The sequence below is a fragment of the Burkholderia diffusa genome (assembly GCF_001718315.1).
Lineage (GTDB): Bacteria > Pseudomonadota > Gammaproteobacteria > Burkholderiales > Burkholderiaceae > Burkholderia > Burkholderia diffusa_B.
This window is the reverse complement of record NZ_CP013364.1, coordinates 575,797-593,903: the sequence shown is the minus strand read 5'-3', so window position 1 is coordinate 593,903 and position 18,107 is coordinate 575,797. Positions and strand designations below refer to the sequence as shown.

At 65.2% G+C, this 18,107-nt stretch carries 13 protein-coding genes; 6 read left to right on the top strand and 7 right to left on the bottom strand.

Features of this window, described 5'->3' with window-relative positions:
* Positions 1 to 144: 144 nt before the first annotated feature.
* Positions 145 to 333 (bottom strand): hypothetical protein, encoded by a 189-nt coding sequence (locus WI26_RS29315; protein ID WP_059510670.1) that lies wholly within the window; start codon positions 331 to 333, stop codon positions 145 to 147.
* Between the two features lie 212 nt (positions 334 to 545).
* Here WI26_RS29315 and WI26_RS29310 point away from each other — a divergent pair, with 212 nt between their 5' ends.
* Both WI26_RS29310 and uvrA read left to right on the top strand, forming a co-directional pair.
* Positions 546 to 761, top strand: a complete 216-nt coding sequence (locus WI26_RS29310; RefSeq protein WP_059510609.1) for a DUF3820 family protein — start codon at positions 546 to 548, stop codon at positions 759 to 761.
* Positions 762 to 1,033: 272 nt separating this feature from the next.
* On the top strand, positions 1,034 to 6,928 hold the full coding sequence (gene uvrA / locus WI26_RS29305; RefSeq protein WP_069228160.1) for an excinuclease ABC subunit UvrA: 5,895 nt from the start codon (positions 1,034 to 1,036) through the stop codon (positions 6,926 to 6,928).
* A gap of 86 nt (positions 6,929 to 7,014) precedes the next feature.
* Here the strand turns inward: uvrA and WI26_RS29300 are convergent, their stop codons facing one another.
* The 3 genes from WI26_RS29300 to WI26_RS29290 all read right to left on the bottom strand — a co-directional run bounded on the left by WI26_RS29300 (position 7,015) and on the right by WI26_RS29290 (position 10,441).
* Positions 7,015 to 7,956: an amino acid ABC transporter substrate-binding protein gene (locus WI26_RS29300; RefSeq protein WP_069228159.1), complete on the bottom strand. Its 942-nt coding sequence runs from the start codon at positions 7,954 to 7,956 to the stop codon at positions 7,015 to 7,017.
* Between the two features lie 13 nt (positions 7,957 to 7,969).
* The gene (locus WI26_RS29295; RefSeq protein ID WP_059510612.1) at positions 7,970 to 9,277 is read right to left on the bottom strand and encodes a dicarboxylate/amino acid:cation symporter; all 1,308 of its coding nucleotides are present in this window, start codon (positions 9,275 to 9,277) and stop codon (positions 7,970 to 7,972) included.
* Positions 9,278 to 9,517: 240 nt separating this feature from the next.
* Positions 9,518 to 10,441, bottom strand: a complete 924-nt coding sequence (locus tag WI26_RS29290) for a LysR family transcriptional regulator (protein ID WP_059510613.1) — start codon at positions 10,439 to 10,441, stop codon at positions 9,518 to 9,520.
* Positions 10,442 to 10,615: 174 nt separating this feature from the next.
* On the opposite strand from WI26_RS29290, the gene gltP reads away from it, so the two are divergent.
* From gltP to WI26_RS32525, 3 genes are all read left to right on the top strand, one after another.
* Entirely contained in the window at positions 10,616 to 11,944 is a 1,329-nt protein-coding gene (gene gltP / locus WI26_RS29285) for a glutamate/aspartate:proton symporter GltP (protein WP_069228158.1), read from the top strand.
* 53 nt (positions 11,945 to 11,997) lie between these two features.
* Entirely contained in the window at positions 11,998 to 13,275 is a 1,278-nt protein-coding gene (locus WI26_RS29280) for an aminotransferase class V-fold PLP-dependent enzyme (RefSeq protein WP_069228366.1), read from the top strand.
* A 172-nt stretch (positions 13,276 to 13,447) separates the two neighbouring features.
* A complete protein-coding gene (locus WI26_RS32525) occupies positions 13,448 to 13,717 on the top strand; it encodes a hypothetical protein (RefSeq protein WP_167359277.1) in 270 nt (89 codons plus the stop codon).
* A 49-nt stretch (positions 13,718 to 13,766) separates the two neighbouring features.
* On the opposite strand, the gene WI26_RS29275 is transcribed toward WI26_RS32525, so the two are convergent.
* The 3 genes from WI26_RS29275 to WI26_RS29265 form a co-directional block, all read right to left on the bottom strand.
* Positions 13,767 to 15,659 (bottom strand): SAM-dependent methyltransferase, encoded by a 1,893-nt coding sequence (locus WI26_RS29275; protein ID WP_069228157.1) that lies wholly within the window; start codon positions 15,657 to 15,659, stop codon positions 13,767 to 13,769.
* 219 nt (positions 15,660 to 15,878) lie between these two features.
* On the bottom strand, positions 15,879 to 16,220 hold the full coding sequence (locus tag WI26_RS29270; protein WP_059539234.1) for a DHCW motif cupin fold protein: 342 nt from the start codon (positions 16,218 to 16,220) through the stop codon (positions 15,879 to 15,881).
* Between the two features lie 216 nt (positions 16,221 to 16,436).
* Positions 16,437 to 17,342 (bottom strand): LysR family transcriptional regulator, encoded by a 906-nt coding sequence (locus WI26_RS29265; protein WP_069228156.1) that lies wholly within the window; start codon positions 17,340 to 17,342, stop codon positions 16,437 to 16,439.
* A 118-nt stretch (positions 17,343 to 17,460) separates the two neighbouring features.
* Here WI26_RS29265 and WI26_RS29260 point away from each other — a divergent pair, with 118 nt between their 5' ends.
* Positions 17,461 to 18,051: a flavodoxin family protein gene (locus tag WI26_RS29260; protein ID WP_069228155.1), complete on the top strand. Its 591-nt coding sequence runs from the start codon at positions 17,461 to 17,463 to the stop codon at positions 18,049 to 18,051.
* Positions 18,052 to 18,107: the final 56 nt, after the last annotated feature.

Here is an 18,107-nt window from a genome sequence, read left to right as displayed (position 1 = left end):
GTCGAAGCGGACGGCTCGCTTGGCGGCAATGAGGCTCGGCGCGGACGGCGGCGGGAAAGGCCCGTCGCTGCGTGCGCATGCGGAGTGCGTCGCCTGGCGACGACGCCCCGCACGGTGACGGGCGTCCGGCACGCGGATCGGCGCTCAGTGCCTGATCACGCAGACGGCCACGATTTCGTATCCCGGGTCGGCATGCGCGTTCGCGGCTTTCTCCGCATCGTCATACGAACCAAAGGATGCGGCGTCTTCGATTGCCGGCGCCATGCCGATATCGCCGTCTTCGGCGGTGCACAGGAACTGCTCGCCGGTCTTCACGACGTAGATGGACATCATGATTCCCTCCATGGTTTGCAGGGGGAAGTTCCAGTCTAGCAGGCAGGAAGGAAGCCGGCGGCCGACGCGAATTCCGGCCGTCAATCGGGGCCGGTTCGTCGATTCGGCCGTCCGTGAAGGGCCGGGTCCGCGGCCGCGGGCCGGCGTGGGGCGGCGAGCGCGCGGCGGCGCGGCGATGCGCGGGAGAGCGGAAAGCCGTGCACAATACGCGCATGCGAGCCCCCGATCTTGAATGCCTTGTTACCGTCACCATGCCCTTCGGAAAATACAAGGGCCGACTCATCGCCGAACTGCCCGGACCTTATCTCAACTGGCTGGCTCGCGAAGGGTTCCCGCGCGGCGAACTCGGCCGGCAGCTCGCACTCATGCACGAAATCGACCATAACGGCTTGCGGCACCTGCTGGAGCCGCTGCGCAAACCCGCGTAGCACGGCGGCGCGACAGGCGCGCTTGTCGGCGTCGGCGCACGGCATGTCTTGCGGTGACGGCAGCACGCTTCGGAGCGTGGACTGCCGCGATGAGCATGCGGACCGAGCCTTCGCGCTGCTCGTGGAAAACTGTATGAATATACAGTATAGTATCCGGCGAACTCGAGCGGCGCGGGCATCACCCGTGCGGCCCGTGCGCCGCGCCTGCGGGCATCAGCCGCAGCGTTCCGGCACCGTGAATTCCGGCTAACTCATTCAGACGGGCAGGCAAATTGTCATCCAGCAATCTGATCCGCATTCGCGGAGCACGTCAGCACAACCTCAAGAATCTCGATCTAGACCTGCGCACCGGCGAAATGACGGTTGTCACCGGCCCGTCGGGCTCCGGCAAGTCGAGCCTCGTGTTCGACACGCTGTACGCGGAAGGGCAGCGGCGCTACGTCGAAACCTTCAGCGCGTATGCGCGGCAGTTCCTCGACCGGATGGACCGCCCGCAGGTCGAGCGCGTCGACGGCGTGCCGCCCGCGATCGCGATCGACCAGACCAACCCGGTCCGCAGTTCGCGCTCGACCGTCGGCACGATGACCGAGCTCAACGATCACCTGAAGCTGCTGTACGCGCGCGCGGCCGAGCTGTTCGACCGTCAGACCGCGCGGCAGGTGCGGCACGACACGCCCGAGACGATCTACGCGGAACTCGTCGAGCGCACCCGCGCCGACGATCCGCGCGTCGTCGTCACGTTCCCGGTCGAGCTGCCGGAAAGCGCGTCCGACGATGAAGTCGCGCAGTGGCTGTCCGCGAGCGGCTACACGCGTGTGCAGGCGCAGCGCGAAGTCGCGTCGCCCACGGGCCCGCGCAAGCTGCTCGACGTGGTGGCCGACCGCTTCCGCGTGCAGCGGGCCGACAAGGTGCGGGTGGTCGAGGCGATCGAGGCGTCGCTCAAGCGCGGCGGCGGCCGCGTGAACGTCTACGTGCTCGCGCCGGAAGCGGAAAATGCGCTCGCCGAGCCGCAGGTGTGGCGTTTCTCCACCGGGCTGCACGACCCCGACAGCGACCTGCGCTACGCGGAGCCGCAGGCGGCGCTGTTCTCGTTCAACTCGGCATACGGCGCATGCGAGACCTGTCGCGGCTTCGGCCGCGTGATCGGCGTCGATCTCGGTCTGGTGATTCCCGATGCGCGCAAGACGCTGCGCGGCGGCGCGATCAAGCCGATGCAGACGCCCGCGTGGAAGGAGTGCCAGGACGACCTGATGCGCTACGCGGCGAAGGCGGACATCCGCCGCGACACGCCGTGGTCCGAGCTGACGGACGCCGAGCGCGACTGGGTGATCAACGGCTCGCCGGACTGGAACGGCAAGTGGCAGAGCCAGTGGTACGGCGTGAAACGCTTCTTCGGCTATCTCGAATCAAAAGCGTACAAGATGCACATCCGCGTGCTCCTGTCGAAGTACCGCAGCTACACGCCGTGCGAAGTCTGCGGCGGCGCGCGCCTGAAGACGGAATCGCTGCAGTGGCGGCTCGGCTCGAAGGCGAACGCCGATGCGGTGCTCGCGCCCGCGAATCGCTTCATGCCGCGCGGCGTCGACTGGACGCGCGCGCAGCTCGAGGCGCTGCCGGGCCTGACGGTGCATGACCTGATGCTGTTGCCGATCGAGCGCATTCGCCGCTTCTTCGACGAAATCACGCTGCCGAGCGCGCTGCTCGACGAGGCATTGAAGCTCCTGCTCGCCGAGGTGCGCACGCGCCTCAAATACCTGTGCGACGTGGGCCTCGGCTACCTGACGCTCGACCGGCAGAGCCGCACGCTGTCGGGCGGCGAGGTGCAGCGGATCAACCTGACCACCGCGCTCGGCACGTCGCTCACCAAAACGCTGTTCGTGCTCGACGAGCCGAGCATCGGCCTGCATCCCCGCGACCTCACGCGGATCGTCGAGGCGATGCAGCGGCTGCGCGACGCGGGCAATACGCTGGTGGTCGTCGAGCACGATCCGTCGGTGATGCTCGCGGCCGACCGGCTGATCGACATGGGCCCGGGCCCCGGCGAGCGCGGCGGCACGATCGTCTACGACGGCACGCCGGGCGACATCCGTTCCGCGCACACGCTGACGGGCGAGTATCTCGGCGGCCGCAAGCACGTCGCGCATGCGTCGAACTGGGCGCGCCGCCCGGTGGACGCGAACACGCCGCGCATCGTGCTCGAAGGTGCGACCGAGCACAACCTGCGCGACGTGACGGTCGAGATTCCGCTGCAGCGGCTCGTGTGCGTGACGGGCGTGTCGGGTTCCGGTAAATCGACGCTGCTGCAGGACGTGCTCTATCCGGCGATGGCGCGGCACCACGGCAAGGCGACCGAGTCGCCGGGCGCGTATCGCAGCCTCACGGGCGCCGACCAGGTCGGCGACGTCGTGTTCGTCGACCAGTCGCCGATCGGCAAGACCACGCGTTCGAATCCGGCCAGCTACGTCGGCGCGTTCGACGAGATCCGCAAGTTGTTCGCGAAGGCGCCGCTCGCGCTGCAGCGCGGCTACGGCGCCGGCACGTTCAGCTTCAACTCGGGCGACGGCCGTTGCCCGACCTGCGGCGGCTCGGGCTTCGAGCACATCGAGATGCAGTTCCTGAGCGACGTCTACCTGCGTTGCCCGGATTGCGACGGCAGCCGCTACCGCGCCGAGATCCTCGAAGTGCGCATCGAGCGCGACGGCCGTGCGCTGAACATCGCCGACGTGCTCGACCTGACCGTCAGCGAAGCGGCCGCGTTCTTCGCGACCGATGCCGAGGTGCTGCGCGTGCTGCAGCCGATCGTCGACGTCGGCCTCGAATACGTGAAGCTCGGCCAGCCGGTGCCGACGCTGTCGGGCGGCGAAGCGCAGCGGCTGAAGCTGGCCGGCTTCCTCGCCGAATCGGCGGCCGCCGCGGGCGGGCGCCGGATCGCGAGCGAGGAGGCGCGCATCGCGCGCGCGAAACTGTTCATGTTCGACGAACCGACGACCGGGCTGCACTTCGACGACATCGCGAAGCTGATGCGAGCGTTCGGCAAGTTGCTAGCGGCCGGTCATTCGCTGATCGTGATCGAGCACAACCTCGACGTGATCCGCGCGGCCGACTGGCTGATCGATCTCGGCCCGGAGGGCGGCGACGGCGGCGGCCTCGTGCTGTGCGCGGGCACGCCCGACGACGTGAAGGCATGCGCGCAATCGCATACCGGCGTCGCGCTGCTGCAGTACGATCGCGCGATGGACGGCGAAACCGCGCTCGCCGACGAAGGCGTGCCGCTGCAGGCCGTGCTGAATGCCGCCCGCGAGCGGCGCGCGATCGAGGGCGAGGATGTCGTGCGCATCGTCAACGCGCGCGAGCACAACCTGAAGGCGCTCGACGTCGACATCCCGCATGGCAAGTTCAACGTGATTACCGGCGTGTCGGGTTCCGGCAAGTCGACGCTCGCGTTCGACATCCTGTTCCACGAAGGCCAGCGCCGCTACCTCGAATCGCTGAACGCGTATGCGCGCTCGATCGTGCAGCCGGCCGGGCGGCCTGAAGTCGATGCGGTGTACGGCATTCCGCCGACGGTGGCGATCGAGCAGCGGCTGTCGCGCGGCGGCCGCAAGAGCACGGTCGCCACCACGTCCGAAGTGTGGCACTTCCTGCGGCTGCTGTACGTGAAGCTCGGCCTTCAGCATTGCATCCACGACGGCACGCCCGTCACGTCGCAAACAGTCGAATCGATCGCCGCGCAGCTGCTGCGCGACCATCGCGGCGAACACGTCGGGTTGCTCGCGCCGCTCGTCGTCAACCGCAAGGGCGTGTATACCGATCTCGCGAAGTGGGCGAAGGCGCGCGGCAGCACGCATCTGCGCGTCGACGGCGAGTTCGTGACGGTCGATCCGTGGCCGAAGCTCGACCGTTTCCGCGAGCATACGATCGAATTGCCGGTGGCCGACATCGTCGTGTCGCCGGACAACGAAGCCGAGTTGCGCCGCATGCTCGACGAAACGCTCGAGCTCGGCAAGGGCGTGATGCATCTGCTCGCGCCGCTCGACGGGCTGCACCACGCGATGCAGAACGAGCGCTCGACCGCGCGCGTTGGCGACATCAAGGTGCTGTCGGTCAAGCGCGCGTGCCCGGTGTGCGGCACGAGCTACCCGGAACTCGATCCGCGGATGTTCTCGTACAACAGCAAGCACGGCTGGTGCACGACCTGCGTCGGCACGGGCGTCACGCTCACGCGCGAACAGCGCGCCGCGTACGACGACACGGTGCTCGCCGGGGACGATCGCGGCCGCGAGCAAACCTTGCCGTCGGACGAGCAGGAGCCGGAAGGCGTCGGCAACGAGCCATGTCCGGATTGCGGCGGCACGCGCTTGAACCCGTCCGCGCGCGCGGTCACGTTCGACGCGCATCCGATCGTCGAGGTCGCGCAGTGGACGGTGTCCGATACGCGCCGCTGGATCGATGCGCTGAAACTGACCGGCCGCGACGCGCAGATCGCGCGCGACATCGTCAGCGAGATCGGCAGCCGCCTCGCGTTTCTCGAGGAGGTCGGGCTCGGCTACCTGAGCCTCGATCGCGCGGCGCCGAGCTTGTCGGGCGGCGAAGCGCAGCGGATCCGGCTTGCCGCGCAGCTCGGCAGCAACCTGCAGGGTGTGTGCTACGTGCTCGACGAGCCGACGATCGGCCTCCATCCGCGCGACAACCAGATCCTGCTCGATGCGCTGCGCAAGCTCGGCGACAAGGGCAACACCCTCGTCGTCGTCGAGCATGACGAGGACACGATCCGCCGCGCGGATCACATCATCGACGTTGGCCCGGGCGCCGGCAAGCGCGGCGGCACGCTGGTCGCCGAGGGCGCGGTCGCCGATCTGGCCGCACAGCCGGATTCGGTCACCGGGCGTTTGCTCGCGCACCCGATGACGCACCCGCTGCAACCGCGCCGTGCGGTGAGCCTGCCGGGCAAGAGCGGCGCACCGGCGGTGCCGGAGGGCTGGCTTACCGTCCATGGCGCGACGCTGCACAACCTGCGCGACGTCACGGTCGGCATCCCGCTGGCACGCCTCGTCGCGGTGACCGGCGTCAGCGGCTCGGGCAAGTCGACGCTCGCGCGCGACGTGCTGATGACGAACCTGCTCGACGCGGTCGGCCGCTCGGTGCTGTCGTCGCCGGCCACGCGGCGCGCGCGCAAGGCCGCGCAGCAGGAGGCGCCGGCCACGAACCGACGCTCGAGCGTGCTCGCGCGCAGCGCGCCGCGGCCGTCGCTGAACGTCACGCACGCGTGGCAAGGCTGCGAGTCGCTGAGCGGCTGGGAGCGGATCGACCGCGTGCTCGAAGTCGACCAGACGCCGATCGGCAAGACGCCGCGCTCGTGCCCGGCCACCTACATCGGCGTGTGGGACACGATCCGCAAGCTGTTCGCCGATACGCTGGAAGCGCGTGCGCGCGGCTACACGGCGTCGCGTTTCTCGTTCAACACCGGCGACGGGCGGTGCCCGGCTTGCGAAGGACAAGGCGTGCGCACGATCGGGATGAGCTTCCTGCCCGACGTGAAGGTGCCGTGCGACGTGTGCCACGGGCAGCGCTTCAATCCGGAGACGCTCGCGGTCACGTGGCGCGGCCGGAACATCGGCGATGTGCTGACGATGGAAATCGACGAAGCGGTGGAATTCTTCGCGCCGATTTCGAACATCGCGCATCCGCTGCAACTGATGAAGGACGTCGGCCTCGGCTATCTGACGCTCGGCCAGCCGTCGCCGACGCTGTCCGGCGGCGAGGCGCAGCGCATCAAGCTCGTCACCGAGCTCACGAAAGTGCGCGACGACGTCACGCGGCGCGGCCAGAAGGCGCCGCACACGCTGTACGTGCTCGACGAGCCGACGGTCGGCCTGCACATGGCGGACGTCGCGAAGCTGATTCGCGTGCTGCACCGGCTGGTCGACGGCGGGCACAGCGTGGTCGTGATCGAGCATGACCTCGACGTGATTGCCGAAGCCGACTGGATCATCGATCTCGGTCCGGAAGGCGGCGTGGGCGGCGGCACGATCGTCGCGGCGGCGCCGCCCGAAGGGCTTGCGCAGGTGAAGGCGAGCCATACCGGGCAGGCGCTCAAGCCCGTGCTGGCGCGAACGGCGACGCAAGACGATGAGGCTGCGCGGCACGGAGAAGCGCAGGTCGGTTGAACGCGGTGCGTCATGCGGGCGGCCCCGGTGTGCGGTCAGGCACCGGGGCCGCTTTTACATTCGGCGATGTGATCCGCCGCGCAATCTCATTCGCCCTTGACGCCGATCGTCTCGATGATGGTCTCGAGTTGCGGACTCATCGGCAAATTGAGGCTCACGCCCGAAGGAAGCGGTCGCAGGAACCAGCGCTTGTACTGACGCGTGATCTCGCCGTCGGCGGCCAGCTCCTCGAACGTGCTCTTCACGACCTGCGCGAGTTGCGGATCGTCCTTGCGGAACATGATGCCGTACGGATCGTATGACAGGAAATCGCCAACCACGTCGTACTGGCCGCCCTTGCCCGCATTCTCGGCAATCAGGCCGTACAGCAACACGTCGTCCGTCGCGAATGCATCGGCTTGACCGTTCGCGACGAGCGCGAAGCCCTGCGCGTGGTCACGCACCACCTGCAGCTGGATCCCGAGCCTGAACCGCGCGTCCAGATCGCGCAGCGCCTTCTCGTTGGTCGTGCCGGCCGTCACCGCGACCTTCTTGCCCGCGAGATCGCGGAACGAGCGGATCGGCGAGCCTCGCTTCACCATCACCTTCGTGCCGGCCACGAAGATGATCGGCGAGAACGCCACGCGCTTCTGCCGCTCCAGATTGCTCGTCGTGGACCCGCATTCCAGATCGACCGTGCCGTTGACCACCGCGTCGATGCGATTGTCGGAAGTGACCGGCACCCAGCGGATCGTCAGGCTCTTGTTGACCGCATCCTCGATCGACGACACGAGCGCCTTGCAGAGCTCGATCGAATAACCGATCGGCTGGTTGCGTGCATTCAGGTACGAGAACGGGATCGACGCGTCGCGGTAGCCGATCGCGATCGTGCCGCTGCCGCGCACCTTCGCGAGCGTGCCGGTCAGTTGGGCCGGCGCGAACGGCTCGACGCGCGGCGTCGTGGACGGCGCATCTTCCGCGTGCGCGGCCGCGCCCGCGGCAACGAGGCCTGCGAGCGCGAGCGCGCGCCAGAATCGCTGCATCTTCATCGCCGGACCTCCGTCAGACATCCGCCGGATGGGCGATCGTCCCTTCCTGCTCGGCGTCGATGCGGGCCACGTTGGCCTCGGCTTCCGCCTCCGACATGAGCTGGCCTTCCCATTTCGCGACCACGGCGCTCGCGATCGAGTTGCCGACCGCGTTGGTGGCCGAGCGGCCCATGTCGAGGAACGTGTCGACACCGAGGATCAGCAGCAGCCCGGCTTCCGGAAGCCCGAACTGATGCAGCGTGGCGGCGATCACGACGAGCGACGCGCGCGGCACGCCGGCCATTCCCTTCGACGTCAGCATCAGGACCAGCAGCATCGTGATCTGCGTGCCGAGCGACAGGTGGATGTTGTACGCCTGCGCGATGAACAGCGCCGCGAACGTGCAGTACATCATCGAGCCGTCGAGATTGAACGAATAGCCCATCGGCATCACGAAGCTCGAAATCCTGCGGCGGACGCCGAACCGGTCGAGCGCATCGAGGATCTTCGGGTACGCGGCTTCGGAGCTGGCGGTCGCGAACGACAGCATGAACGCTTCCTTGATCAGCACCAGCAGCTTGAATACGCGGCGGCCGAGGAACAGCAGCCCCGCACAGACGAGCAACGTCCAGAGCAGGAACAGGCTGACGTAGAAGTCGCCCATGAACACCGCGAACTTCAGCAATACCGACAGCCCGTTGACCGCGACGGTCGCGGCCATCGCGGCCAGCACCGCGAGCGGCGCGAGCTTCATCACGTAGCCGGTGATCTTCAGCATCACGTGCGACAGCTGGTCGATCGCGGCCACGAGGATCTTGCCGCGCTCGCCGAGCGCGGCGAGCGCCACGCCGAAGAACATCGAGAACACGACGATCTGCAGGATCTCGTTGTTGCTCATCGCCTCGGCGAACGACCTCGGCACCATGTGGCCGACGAAATCCTTGAGCGTGAACTTGGAGGTCGCGAGGTTCGCCGATGCGCCGATGTCCGGCAGTGGCAGGCCGAGGTTGTCGCCGGGCCGCAGCAGGTTCGCCATGAACAGCCCGAGCAGCAGCGAGATCAGCGACGCGGTGATGAACCAGCCGATCGATTTCGCGAACACGCGCCCGACCGACGCCGCGTCGCCCATGTGCGCGATGCCGACGACCAGCGTGGAGAATACGAGGGGCCCGATCACCATCTTGATCAGGCGCAGGAACACGTCGGAGATAAGGGAGATGTATCCGGCGATCTCGGTGGTGGCCTTTTTGTCCGGAAAGCTCGAGAAGATCATGTAGCCGATCAGGATGCCAGCGACCATCGCGATCAGGATCCAGACGGCTGCAGCATTTTTTTTCTGCATCGTGAGCCTCCCATGCACCGGTTCTGCTACCGGGGATGGAAGGACAATACAGGACGCAAACGGCGATGAACAGTGCAACCGGGGGCGGGTTTGCGCTAGCGCCATGTCGCGACCGATTGCCCGGCGACGATTGCACCGGTGGCGCGACGATGCCGGCGCGCGGCGCAACCCGACTTCCGGCTTGTGCGGAGCAGCAGACGGCCTGTCATGGAGCCGCGAGGGCGTTGCGGTCGCCGGGTGTCATGCCTGCTCGTGCGCACCGGGGGCCAGCAGGCTCGTGCTGAAGTCGCACGTCTGCGCCGCCAGCCGGACGATCTCGGCAGTCAGCGAATGGGCCCGTTCCGCACGATGCAGCGCGACATAGCGCACCGGCGGCAGCGCCGGCCGCGTGCGCACGATCTCCAGCGCCTTGCTTGCGACCAGATGGGCGACGCATGCCTTCGGCAGGTAGCTGACACCGAGCCCCGACAGCGTCAGGCCGATCTGTGCGATCAGGCTGTTGCTCGACAGCACGCGCTGCATCGCGACGCCGTGCTCCTGCAGAAAGCGCGTGTACAGATGCCCGGTGCCTGACAGGGTGCCTTGCAGGATCAGCGGAAAGCGCGCGACGTCGGTCAATGAAATCGCCGCCTTGCGCGCCGGCATGAAGCCGGCCGCGCACATCCACGCGTTGTCGACTTCGCCCACCGTCGTCGCCGCGAATGATTCAGTCGCATGAATCTGCGGGACGACGATCAGATCGATCGTGTCGGCGGCAAGACGATCGCGCAGCACCGCCGTCAGGTCCACTTCCGCTTCCACATGCACGCGCGGATAGGCGGCCTGGATTGCCGCGATCAGGCGCGGCAGCCAGGTCAGCGCGGTCAGTTCGGTCACGCCGATCCGGACATGCCGCACCAGCGCCTCCTTCGAACTCATTCGCTCGACGACGCGGTCGCGCTGCTCGAGCAATTCCTTTGCGTGATCGAACAGTTCGGCGCCCTTGTCGGTGAGCCGGGCGCTGCGATGCGTGCGGTCGAACACCGTCAGGTCGAACGCGCGTTCGAGTTCCTGGATCCGTTTCGATACGGCGGATTGCGTCGTGTTCAGGCGCGTCGCCGCCGCGTCGAAGGAGCCGAGTTGCACGATCCAGTACAGCGCTTCCATCTGTTTGAACGTAAGCATGGCGCGGCACTCGATAGATGACGAAAAGCGATATTTTCGCATATCAAAAAATCGCTTTTTTTAACTATTTCGGCTGCTTAAGGTTCTCCCGTTGCGTTGTTCGACGAGCGCGTTCGTCAGAAAACGCGCCGTATCGCATCCAGCGTTCAATCGCCCCCTTTATGTGGAGACAGCATGGACACCGTCATTGAATCCCGGCCCGTTCCCGACGCGGTGCGCAAGCCGCGCATCGGTCTCGCATGGCAGATCGTCATCGGGCTCGTCATCGGCATCGCGACCGGGCTCGTGTTGAACCGGTTTCCGCAATTGCGCGATAGCGCCGTTTCCGGGGTGCTGCAGCCGGCCGGCGACATCTTCATCAAGCTGGTCCGGATGATCGTCGTGCCGATCGTGTTCACGAGCATGGTGATCGGCATCGCGGGCGTCGGCGACGGCAAGTCGCTTGGCCGCATCGGCCTGAAGACGCTGGTCTATTTCGAGGTGATCACGACGATCGCGATCGTGCTCGGGCTCGTGATCGGCAACGTGCTGCAGCCGGGCGTCGGCACCGACATGTCGCAGCTCGGGCACACGGACATTTCCCGTTACCAGCAGGCCACGCAACAGGTGCAGCAGGCGCACCACGGGCTGATGGCGCTGGTGCTCGGCATCATCCCGGACAACATCGTCGCGTCGATGGCGAAGGGCGACCTGCTGCCGGTGATCTTCTTCTCGCTGCTGTTCGGGCTCGGGCTGCAAACCGTGCCGGACGAGCATCGCAAGCCGGTGCTCGCGATGCTCAAGGGCGTTGCCGATGCGATGTTCAAGGTGACGAACATGGTGATGCGCTATGCGCCCGTCGGCGTGTGCGCGCTCATTGCGGTGACGGTTGCGAGCTTCGGATTCGGGTCGCTGCTGCCGTTGCTGAAGCTGGTCGCGGTGACTTACTTCGCGATCCTGTTGTTCGCGATCGTCGTACTCGGCGTGACCGCGCGGTTGTTCGGTTTCCGAATCCTCACGCTGCTGCGCGTGATCAAGGACGAGCTGGTCATCGCGTTCTCGACCTGCAGTTCGGCGACCGTGCTGCCGCAGCTGATGAAGAAGATGGAGGACTACGGCGTGCCGAAGAGCATCACGACCTTCGTGGTGCCGACCGGCTACACCTTCAATCTCGACGGCGCATCGATCTACCTCGGCATCGGCACGCTGTTCGTCGCGCAGCTGTACGGCGTACATCTTGGCTGGCAGCAGCAGATCCTGCTGACGCTGACCATGGTCGTCACGTCGAAGGGCGCTGCGGGCGTGCCGGGTTTCATGTTCGTGATCATGCTCGCCACGCTTGCGAGCGCGGGGCTGCCGCTCGAAGGGCTGGCATTCATCGCCGGCGTCGACCGGATCATGGACATGGGCCGCACCGCGCTGAACGTCGTCGGCAATGCCCTCGCGCCGCTCGTTATCGCGAAATGGGAAGGCCGGTACGACGCGGAAAAGGGCCGCGCGTACGTCGAATCGCTGCGCGGATGAGCGCCGCGATGCATGCAGTGCACAACATTCAGAAGCAGACAGGAGTCACGAAGATGGGTAGTTCCCGTGGAGCACTTTTTCCCGACGCGTTGATGCAGCAGGTCAAGGCGCGCTTTCGTCACGTCGATCGCGATATCGACGGCCGCGCGCGGCTGTTTTTCGACAACGCGGGCGGATCGTTCCGGCTGAAGGCCGCCGTCGACGCGTACGCGCGGATCGACGCGCTGCCCGATTGCCCTGAGCGCATCCATGAGCGCGCGCTCGATCTCCAGGCGATCCAGTCGCGCGGCGAGGACGACGTTCGCACGATCCTGAACGCACGCGACGGCACCGTGTATGCATCGCTGACGGCGTCGGGCGCGATGTTCGACATGGTGCGCGCGATCATGGAGAACGTGCCGGGCACCAACGCGGTGACGACCGTGCTCGAGCATCCGTCGTCCTACGATGCGATGACGTATTACGCACAACGAACCGGTAAGACACTGCGCATCGCGCCGAGCAATCCGGAGACCGGCGGCGTGGACGTCGATGCAATCGTGTCGCTGGTGGACGCCGATACCGCGCTGCTCAGCGTGATGTTCGCGTCGAACATTTCCGGCTCGAAATTCGACATCGAGACGATCGTTGCCCGTGCGCGGGAGAAGAAGCCGGACCTGTTCATCGTCGTCGACGCCGTTCAACATGCGCCGCACGGCATCATTGACGTGCAGCGCACGCCGGTCGACGGCATCAATTTCGCGCCGTACAAGTTCTTCGGTTGTCGCGGCTCGGGCATCTCGTGGCTGTCACCGCGCGCGGCCGCGTTGCCGCATCACCGGCTTGCCGCGAAGGAGAACGGCGTATGGGAACTGGGCAGCCCGGCGCCCGCGCAGTTCGCGGTCGTGACGTCGATCGTCGATTACGTGACCTGGATCGGCCGGTATTTCCGCGATTCGGACGATCGGCGCACGCTGTTCGTCGAGGGCATGCACCGGATCGAACTGCATGAGCGCGCGCTGCTGGCCGCGCTGCTCGACGGGTATGGCGGTCGTCGCGGGCTGCGCTCGATCGACGGTGTCGAAGTCTACTGGGATCACGACGACCTGACGAAGCGCGACCTGATCGTCGGGATCGGCTTCGCGAACCTCGAACCGACTCAGGCGGTGCGGGCATATGAGCAGCACGGCGTGATCGTCTACGAACGCGTCGCGTCGAGCCTGTATTCGGGACGGATGCTGAAGTCGTTCGGGCTGGGCGGCGCGGTACGGATATCGCCGCTCCATTGTCATTCACCGGACGATATCGCGCGATTCCTGGCGATTACCGAAACGCTCGCGGCGGCCCGCTGATCGACGGCACGGCCTGGATTTTCCGGGCCGTGCCGCATTGTTGATGCGAGGAAAAGAAGGGTGCTCGAAAAATCCCGGAAGAGGCGAAGATGCTGTTCTCGTGCGAGGAGCACCTCGCGATGGTCAACATGACGGAGTCCGGAATGTTCGTGATTTACGCAAAAGAGACTCGTTGAGTCCGCTCGCGCTCGTCAATGACGAAGAAAAACGAGTGCGACTTGTCATCGACGCTGAACTGGCCGGCGAAGAAGCCTTTCTGTTTCACCCGCTCCAGAACAACGCGAGCGTATCGCTCTCCAGAAGCTACTTGAATACCTTTCTTCGCAGCATCGAACACTCGGCGGACTGGTTACCGCTCGCTGAAAGAAAATCAGATCGACTCACGACGGTCGTCAATCTTCACCGAGGCACACGATTGAAAATCGCGACGCGGTTGAAGTGAAAGTCACGCCTGGATCGCGATTTGGAGCGCATCCACCCGGGAAGTAGTCTCAGACCGTTGCGAGGATCAGCCGCGCGGGCGTCACACCGATCAGCAGTCCGTCGTCGCGGTTCGCAAGATAGCGCTGGTTCAATTCCTCGGGCGTCCACGCATCGGTATGGTTGAATCCCAATGCACGCAACGTCTCGGTAATGACAGCCGGTTCAAAGAAGGTTTTCCACGGCTCGCCGCGCTCGGCGAATCGTGCCGTCAACTGTTCCATGGCAATACGCATGATCGGCGGCAAGCTCGAAAGAGGCGTCACATATTCGAGCAGGACCGCGCTGCCCTTGGCGCAACCGGCGATGAAGCGCAACGTCTCAAAGACAGCCGCCTCATCGAGATACATCGTCACGCCGAGCCAACTGAAAATGGCGGGCGCATCAGCATCGAAACCCGCACGCGCCAATCCCTCTGCCAGTCCGACGCTTTCGAAGTCAACCGGCACGAAATGCAGCGACGGCGGCACTGCTATGCCTGCCTCGCGCAGGCGGGCCTGCTTCCACGCCTGCGTTGCCGGCAAATCGACCTCGAAGATGCGAGCCGGTGTCTCGGGATGCCGGAATGCGCTGGTATCGAGCCCCGCCCCGAGAATCACATACTGGCGAATGCCGCGGTCGACAGCCTCGCGCCACACGTCCTCGGCAAGCTGGCTGCGTACGATCACGGAGCTGCGCATTCCCACTGATGTTGGATCGCGGAACCGGTCGATGTTGTCACGCAGTACCTGTGCTTCGGCTGCGCCGAGGATAGTCAGCGCAACGGGATCATCCAGGACCAACGGCCGATCGAGCAGTTGATGCGCGGCCCGCTGCGTCGCCACCATCAACGCGCTCGGCTTGGGTCCGGCGTCGATTGGCGACGTGTCGCGTCCGACGATATGTGCCTTGTGCAGATAGGCCAACAGCGAATCATCCAGGCCGACGCCCAGTTGCAGATCCGGTTCGCGCATCATGGCATCGCGCACACGTGCCTCCAGGACCGCATCGTCTCCGCAAAAACTGTCTCGAAACAGTTGCTGCCAGCGTTTGACGATCGCCTGGACCGGCTCGGCACCGGCGTCGACACCCGCTTCCATGTTGGCTCTCAGTTCGACCACCAGCGCGGGCCATGAATGATTTTTCGCGGTGGCGAACTGGCGACGCCGCACCTCGTCGGCCTGTGCCGGGCTGAGGTACTTGGCGAACAGCGCGCAGCGCGCGTGCGTGAAGGCTTGGTCGATCCATTCCAGCATCTCTGCCGTAATACCGACGATTTGCCTTGCGCGCGGCTCGCGGAGCTGCATCATCATCAGCTTGGTCGCGAGGTCCGGATCATTGCGGGTCATACGGATCACGAGCCTGATCCAGCGCCAGGCCAATGCCTGTGCCGCGTCGCTTTCGATCGGCAACGCCTGCTGCATCGCAACGCGGACCTCGTCTATCAGACCGGCCCAAGCCGGATCCGACGGCAGTACCGCTTCCGGCCCGGATGCCAACAGCGCATCGAGTTCCTCGTCATCAAGATGCTTTTGGTACATGTTCATCAACTCCAGAGCATTCATCCAGTCGGTCGCCGCGATCTCGCTGCCCGTGGAGACCATGTCGACGATGTATTGCAAGTGACGGCCGAGACGCTGTGCGCGCACTGCCTGCGCATTCAGCTCCGTGATCTGACGTTGCAGAAGCTGCAGCGGAATGATGGCCGGTTGAGCATCGAGGCTGGCCTTGATATCCGGCAGCGAATAGCCGAACCGTTTCAGGGCTTCAATGCGATGCAGACGGATCACGTCGTCCTGCCCATACAGGCGCGCGCCTCCGTCGGTACGCTGCGATGGTGACAGTAGCCCGATTGCGTCGTAGTGATGCAGAGCCCGGACGCTCAATCCCGTCTTCTTCGCCAGTTCGCCGATTTTTAGTCGCATTGCCTTCCCAGTCGTCGGTATCAACCATAAAAGCTGACGTGGCGTCAGGTGCAAGGGAAATCGACGCGCTTGTGCGCCCCGGGGCAGCGTGCTCGCACCTCACCTTGAGGCGGGTTTTGGCCAGCGAGCGCTCACCGGCTGCGATGCCGTCGAACTTCCGCGTGCTCTGCCGTCGCAAGGGCTTCGTCAACTTCGATACAGAGGCAGAGAGTCCGCAGTTCAGTCCACAATGAAAAGCTTTGCACCCGTTCTGGTATAGGACTGATGTGGCTCCGCGTTGTCGCCTACCTGATAGCTCATGCCCGCTGTCAAAACGAACTTTCGCCCATCCGCGAGCGTCGTTTCCAGTTCGCCTTCCATGCAGAAAAGAATATGTCCTTTGTTGCACCAATGATCTGCAAGGTAGCCAGGGGTATATTCAACCATCCGCACGCGAATTTGATTCGGATGGTCACCGAAATGCCGGGTGCGCCAATAGGCTGTGCCGGTTTCGCCTTGGTGCTCCGTCTTTTCGATCGCCGCCCAGTCGGTCGTGCCGAACGCAAATGCATCCATTTTCATTCTGTAGGTTCCTGTGTAGGTGAAGCCTTTACGCGCAGGTCGATTCGCTACGGTGCTCCAGGCGATTTTCCCGCGCAGAAAAGCAAATTGGCCAACGTGGATCACGGAAGATCAGCGCCCCGTGCCGTGGCGTCCCATCTCGAACCATCCCGGCGTCGGTGCTACCCCGGCAGTCACTCCGCCTTGCGAGCCGGTCCGTTACCCGCCACACCGCCCTCAATCGAAATAAGGCTCCAGCACCCGCTCGATCCAGTCCATGAACGCCCGAACGCGCGGTGACAGATTGCGCCGATGCGCGACGACGAGCGACGCCGCGAGGGGTTGGGGACGCAAATCGGGCAGCACCTCGACCAGCGCGCCGCTTGCGATATGATTCGCGAGCGCTGAATAACCGGCCTGGATCAACCCGATGCCCGCAAGGCCGGCTGCGTGATAGGTCTGCACGTTGTTGACCTGCATTGCGCTCGGCAATGCAAGCGTCGCATAGCCGTCGCCGCTCGGATACTCCCAACCGGGATGCCGGGCACCGAGTGTCAGCGCGTAGTGGACCATCCGATGTCCCTGGGCGAGCAAATCGTCGAGCGTTTGCGGCACGCCATGGCGCGCCAGATAACCGGGACTCGCCGCGTTGATCATGCGCAGGCGGCCCAACGGTCGGGCAATCAGCGTCTCGTCCACGATCGGCCCCAGACGGATTACGCAATCGAATCCTTCCTGCACGAGATCGACGCGCCGATCGGTGCTCGACAGCTCCAGTTCCAGCTCCGGATGCGCGGCCATCAGTTGCGGCAGCGCTGGAACCACGACGCTGCGCGCGAGCTCGGTCGGCATGTCGACGCGCAATCGTCCGCGCAGCCGCGTGCCATTGCCGGTGAACATCGACTGAAGCTCCTGTACTTCAGCCAGCAGGTCGCGTGCGCGCGCGTAAAAGGCGCGTCCGTCTTCCGTCAGCTGCACGCTGCGCGTCGTCCGATGCAGGAGCGCGACGCCAACGTCGCGCTCCAGCGCGCGGATCACCATCGACACTCGTCCTTTCTGGATGCCCAGGCTTTCGGCCGCGCGCGTGAAGCTCGTCATTTCGGCGACACGGGCGAAGATCAAAAGCGCATCGAGGTTTTGCATTGTTCACCCTGGGGGTAACAGAACGTTCAATCGGACGTCATTTATAACTCAATTCCGACTCAGTAAAGTGCTTTGCGATGTCGTCCCCCGACGACCACCTGAACGAAAGGGCACAACCATGGCACAGCACATCTCTCCGGTTAAAACGATCGTCGTCTATCGCTCCGGCTACGGGCATACCGAGCGCATGGCGGCAGCTGTTGCCGAGGGCGCCGGCGGCGTCCTCGTCGCAATCGACGCCGATGGCAACATCGCACCGGACGCATGGGACGCGCTTGCAGGCGCGGATGCCATCCTTTTTGGCTCGCCGACCTACATGGGCGGCCCCAGCTGGCAGTTCAAGAAATTCGCCGATGCATCGTCGAAGGCCTGGTTCGAAGGCGCATGGCGCAACAAGATCTTCGGCGGCTTCACCAATAGCGCAAGCATCAACGGAGACAAGCTCAACACGCTCGAATACTTCGTTCTGCTTGCCGGGCAGCATGGCGGCATCTGGGTGAGCATGGACATCAAGCCGGCGAACCTGAAGGCGTCGATGCGTGACGACCTGAACCGCATGGGCTCGTATATCGCGCCGATGGCGCAGACGCCGGCCGATGCGTCGCCCGACGAAATGTCGCCGGGGGACCTCGAGACGGCCCGCCGCTATGGCGCACGCGTCGCAGCGATCGCCGGACAATTTCGCGCCGGACACGCTCTGGTCAACTGACACTGGCGTGCGGGGCGCCCCGGAACGGACGCCCCCGTACTTTTTCTCGCCGACCT

Coding starts and splice junctions, on each gene's coding strand:
- WI26_RS29270 (WP_059539234.1), bottom strand. CDS start 16,220: ATGAAAATGGATGCATTTGCGTTCGGCACGACCGACTGGGCGGCGATC.
- WI26_RS29290 (WP_059510613.1), bottom strand. CDS start 10,441: ATGCTTACGTTCAAACAGATGGAAGCGCTGTACTGGATCGTGCAACTC.
- WI26_RS29260 (WP_069228155.1), top strand. CDS start 17,461: ATGGCACAGCACATCTCTCCGGTTAAAACGATCGTCGTCTATCGCTCC.
- WI26_RS29280 (WP_069228366.1), top strand. CDS start 11,998: ATGGGTAGTTCCCGTGGAGCACTTTTTCCCGACGCGTTGATGCAGCAG.
- WI26_RS29315 (WP_059510670.1), bottom strand. CDS start 333: ATGATGTCCATCTACGTCGTGAAGACCGGCGAGCAGTTCCTGTGCACC.
- WI26_RS29295 (WP_059510612.1), bottom strand. CDS start 9,277: ATGCAGAAAAAAAATGCTGCAGCCGTCTGGATCCTGATCGCGATGGTC.
- gltP (WP_069228158.1), top strand. CDS start 10,616: ATGGACACCGTCATTGAATCCCGGCCCGTTCCCGACGCGGTGCGCAAG.
- WI26_RS29265 (WP_069228156.1), bottom strand. CDS start 17,342: ATGCAAAACCTCGATGCGCTTTTGATCTTCGCCCGTGTCGCCGAAATG.
- WI26_RS29310 (WP_059510609.1), top strand. CDS start 546: ATGCGAGCCCCCGATCTTGAATGCCTTGTTACCGTCACCATGCCCTTC.
- WI26_RS29275 (WP_069228157.1), bottom strand. CDS start 15,659: ATGCGACTAAAAATCGGCGAACTGGCGAAGAAGACGGGATTGAGCGTC.
- WI26_RS29300 (WP_069228159.1), bottom strand. CDS start 7,956: ATGAAGATGCAGCGATTCTGGCGCGCGCTCGCGCTCGCAGGCCTCGTT.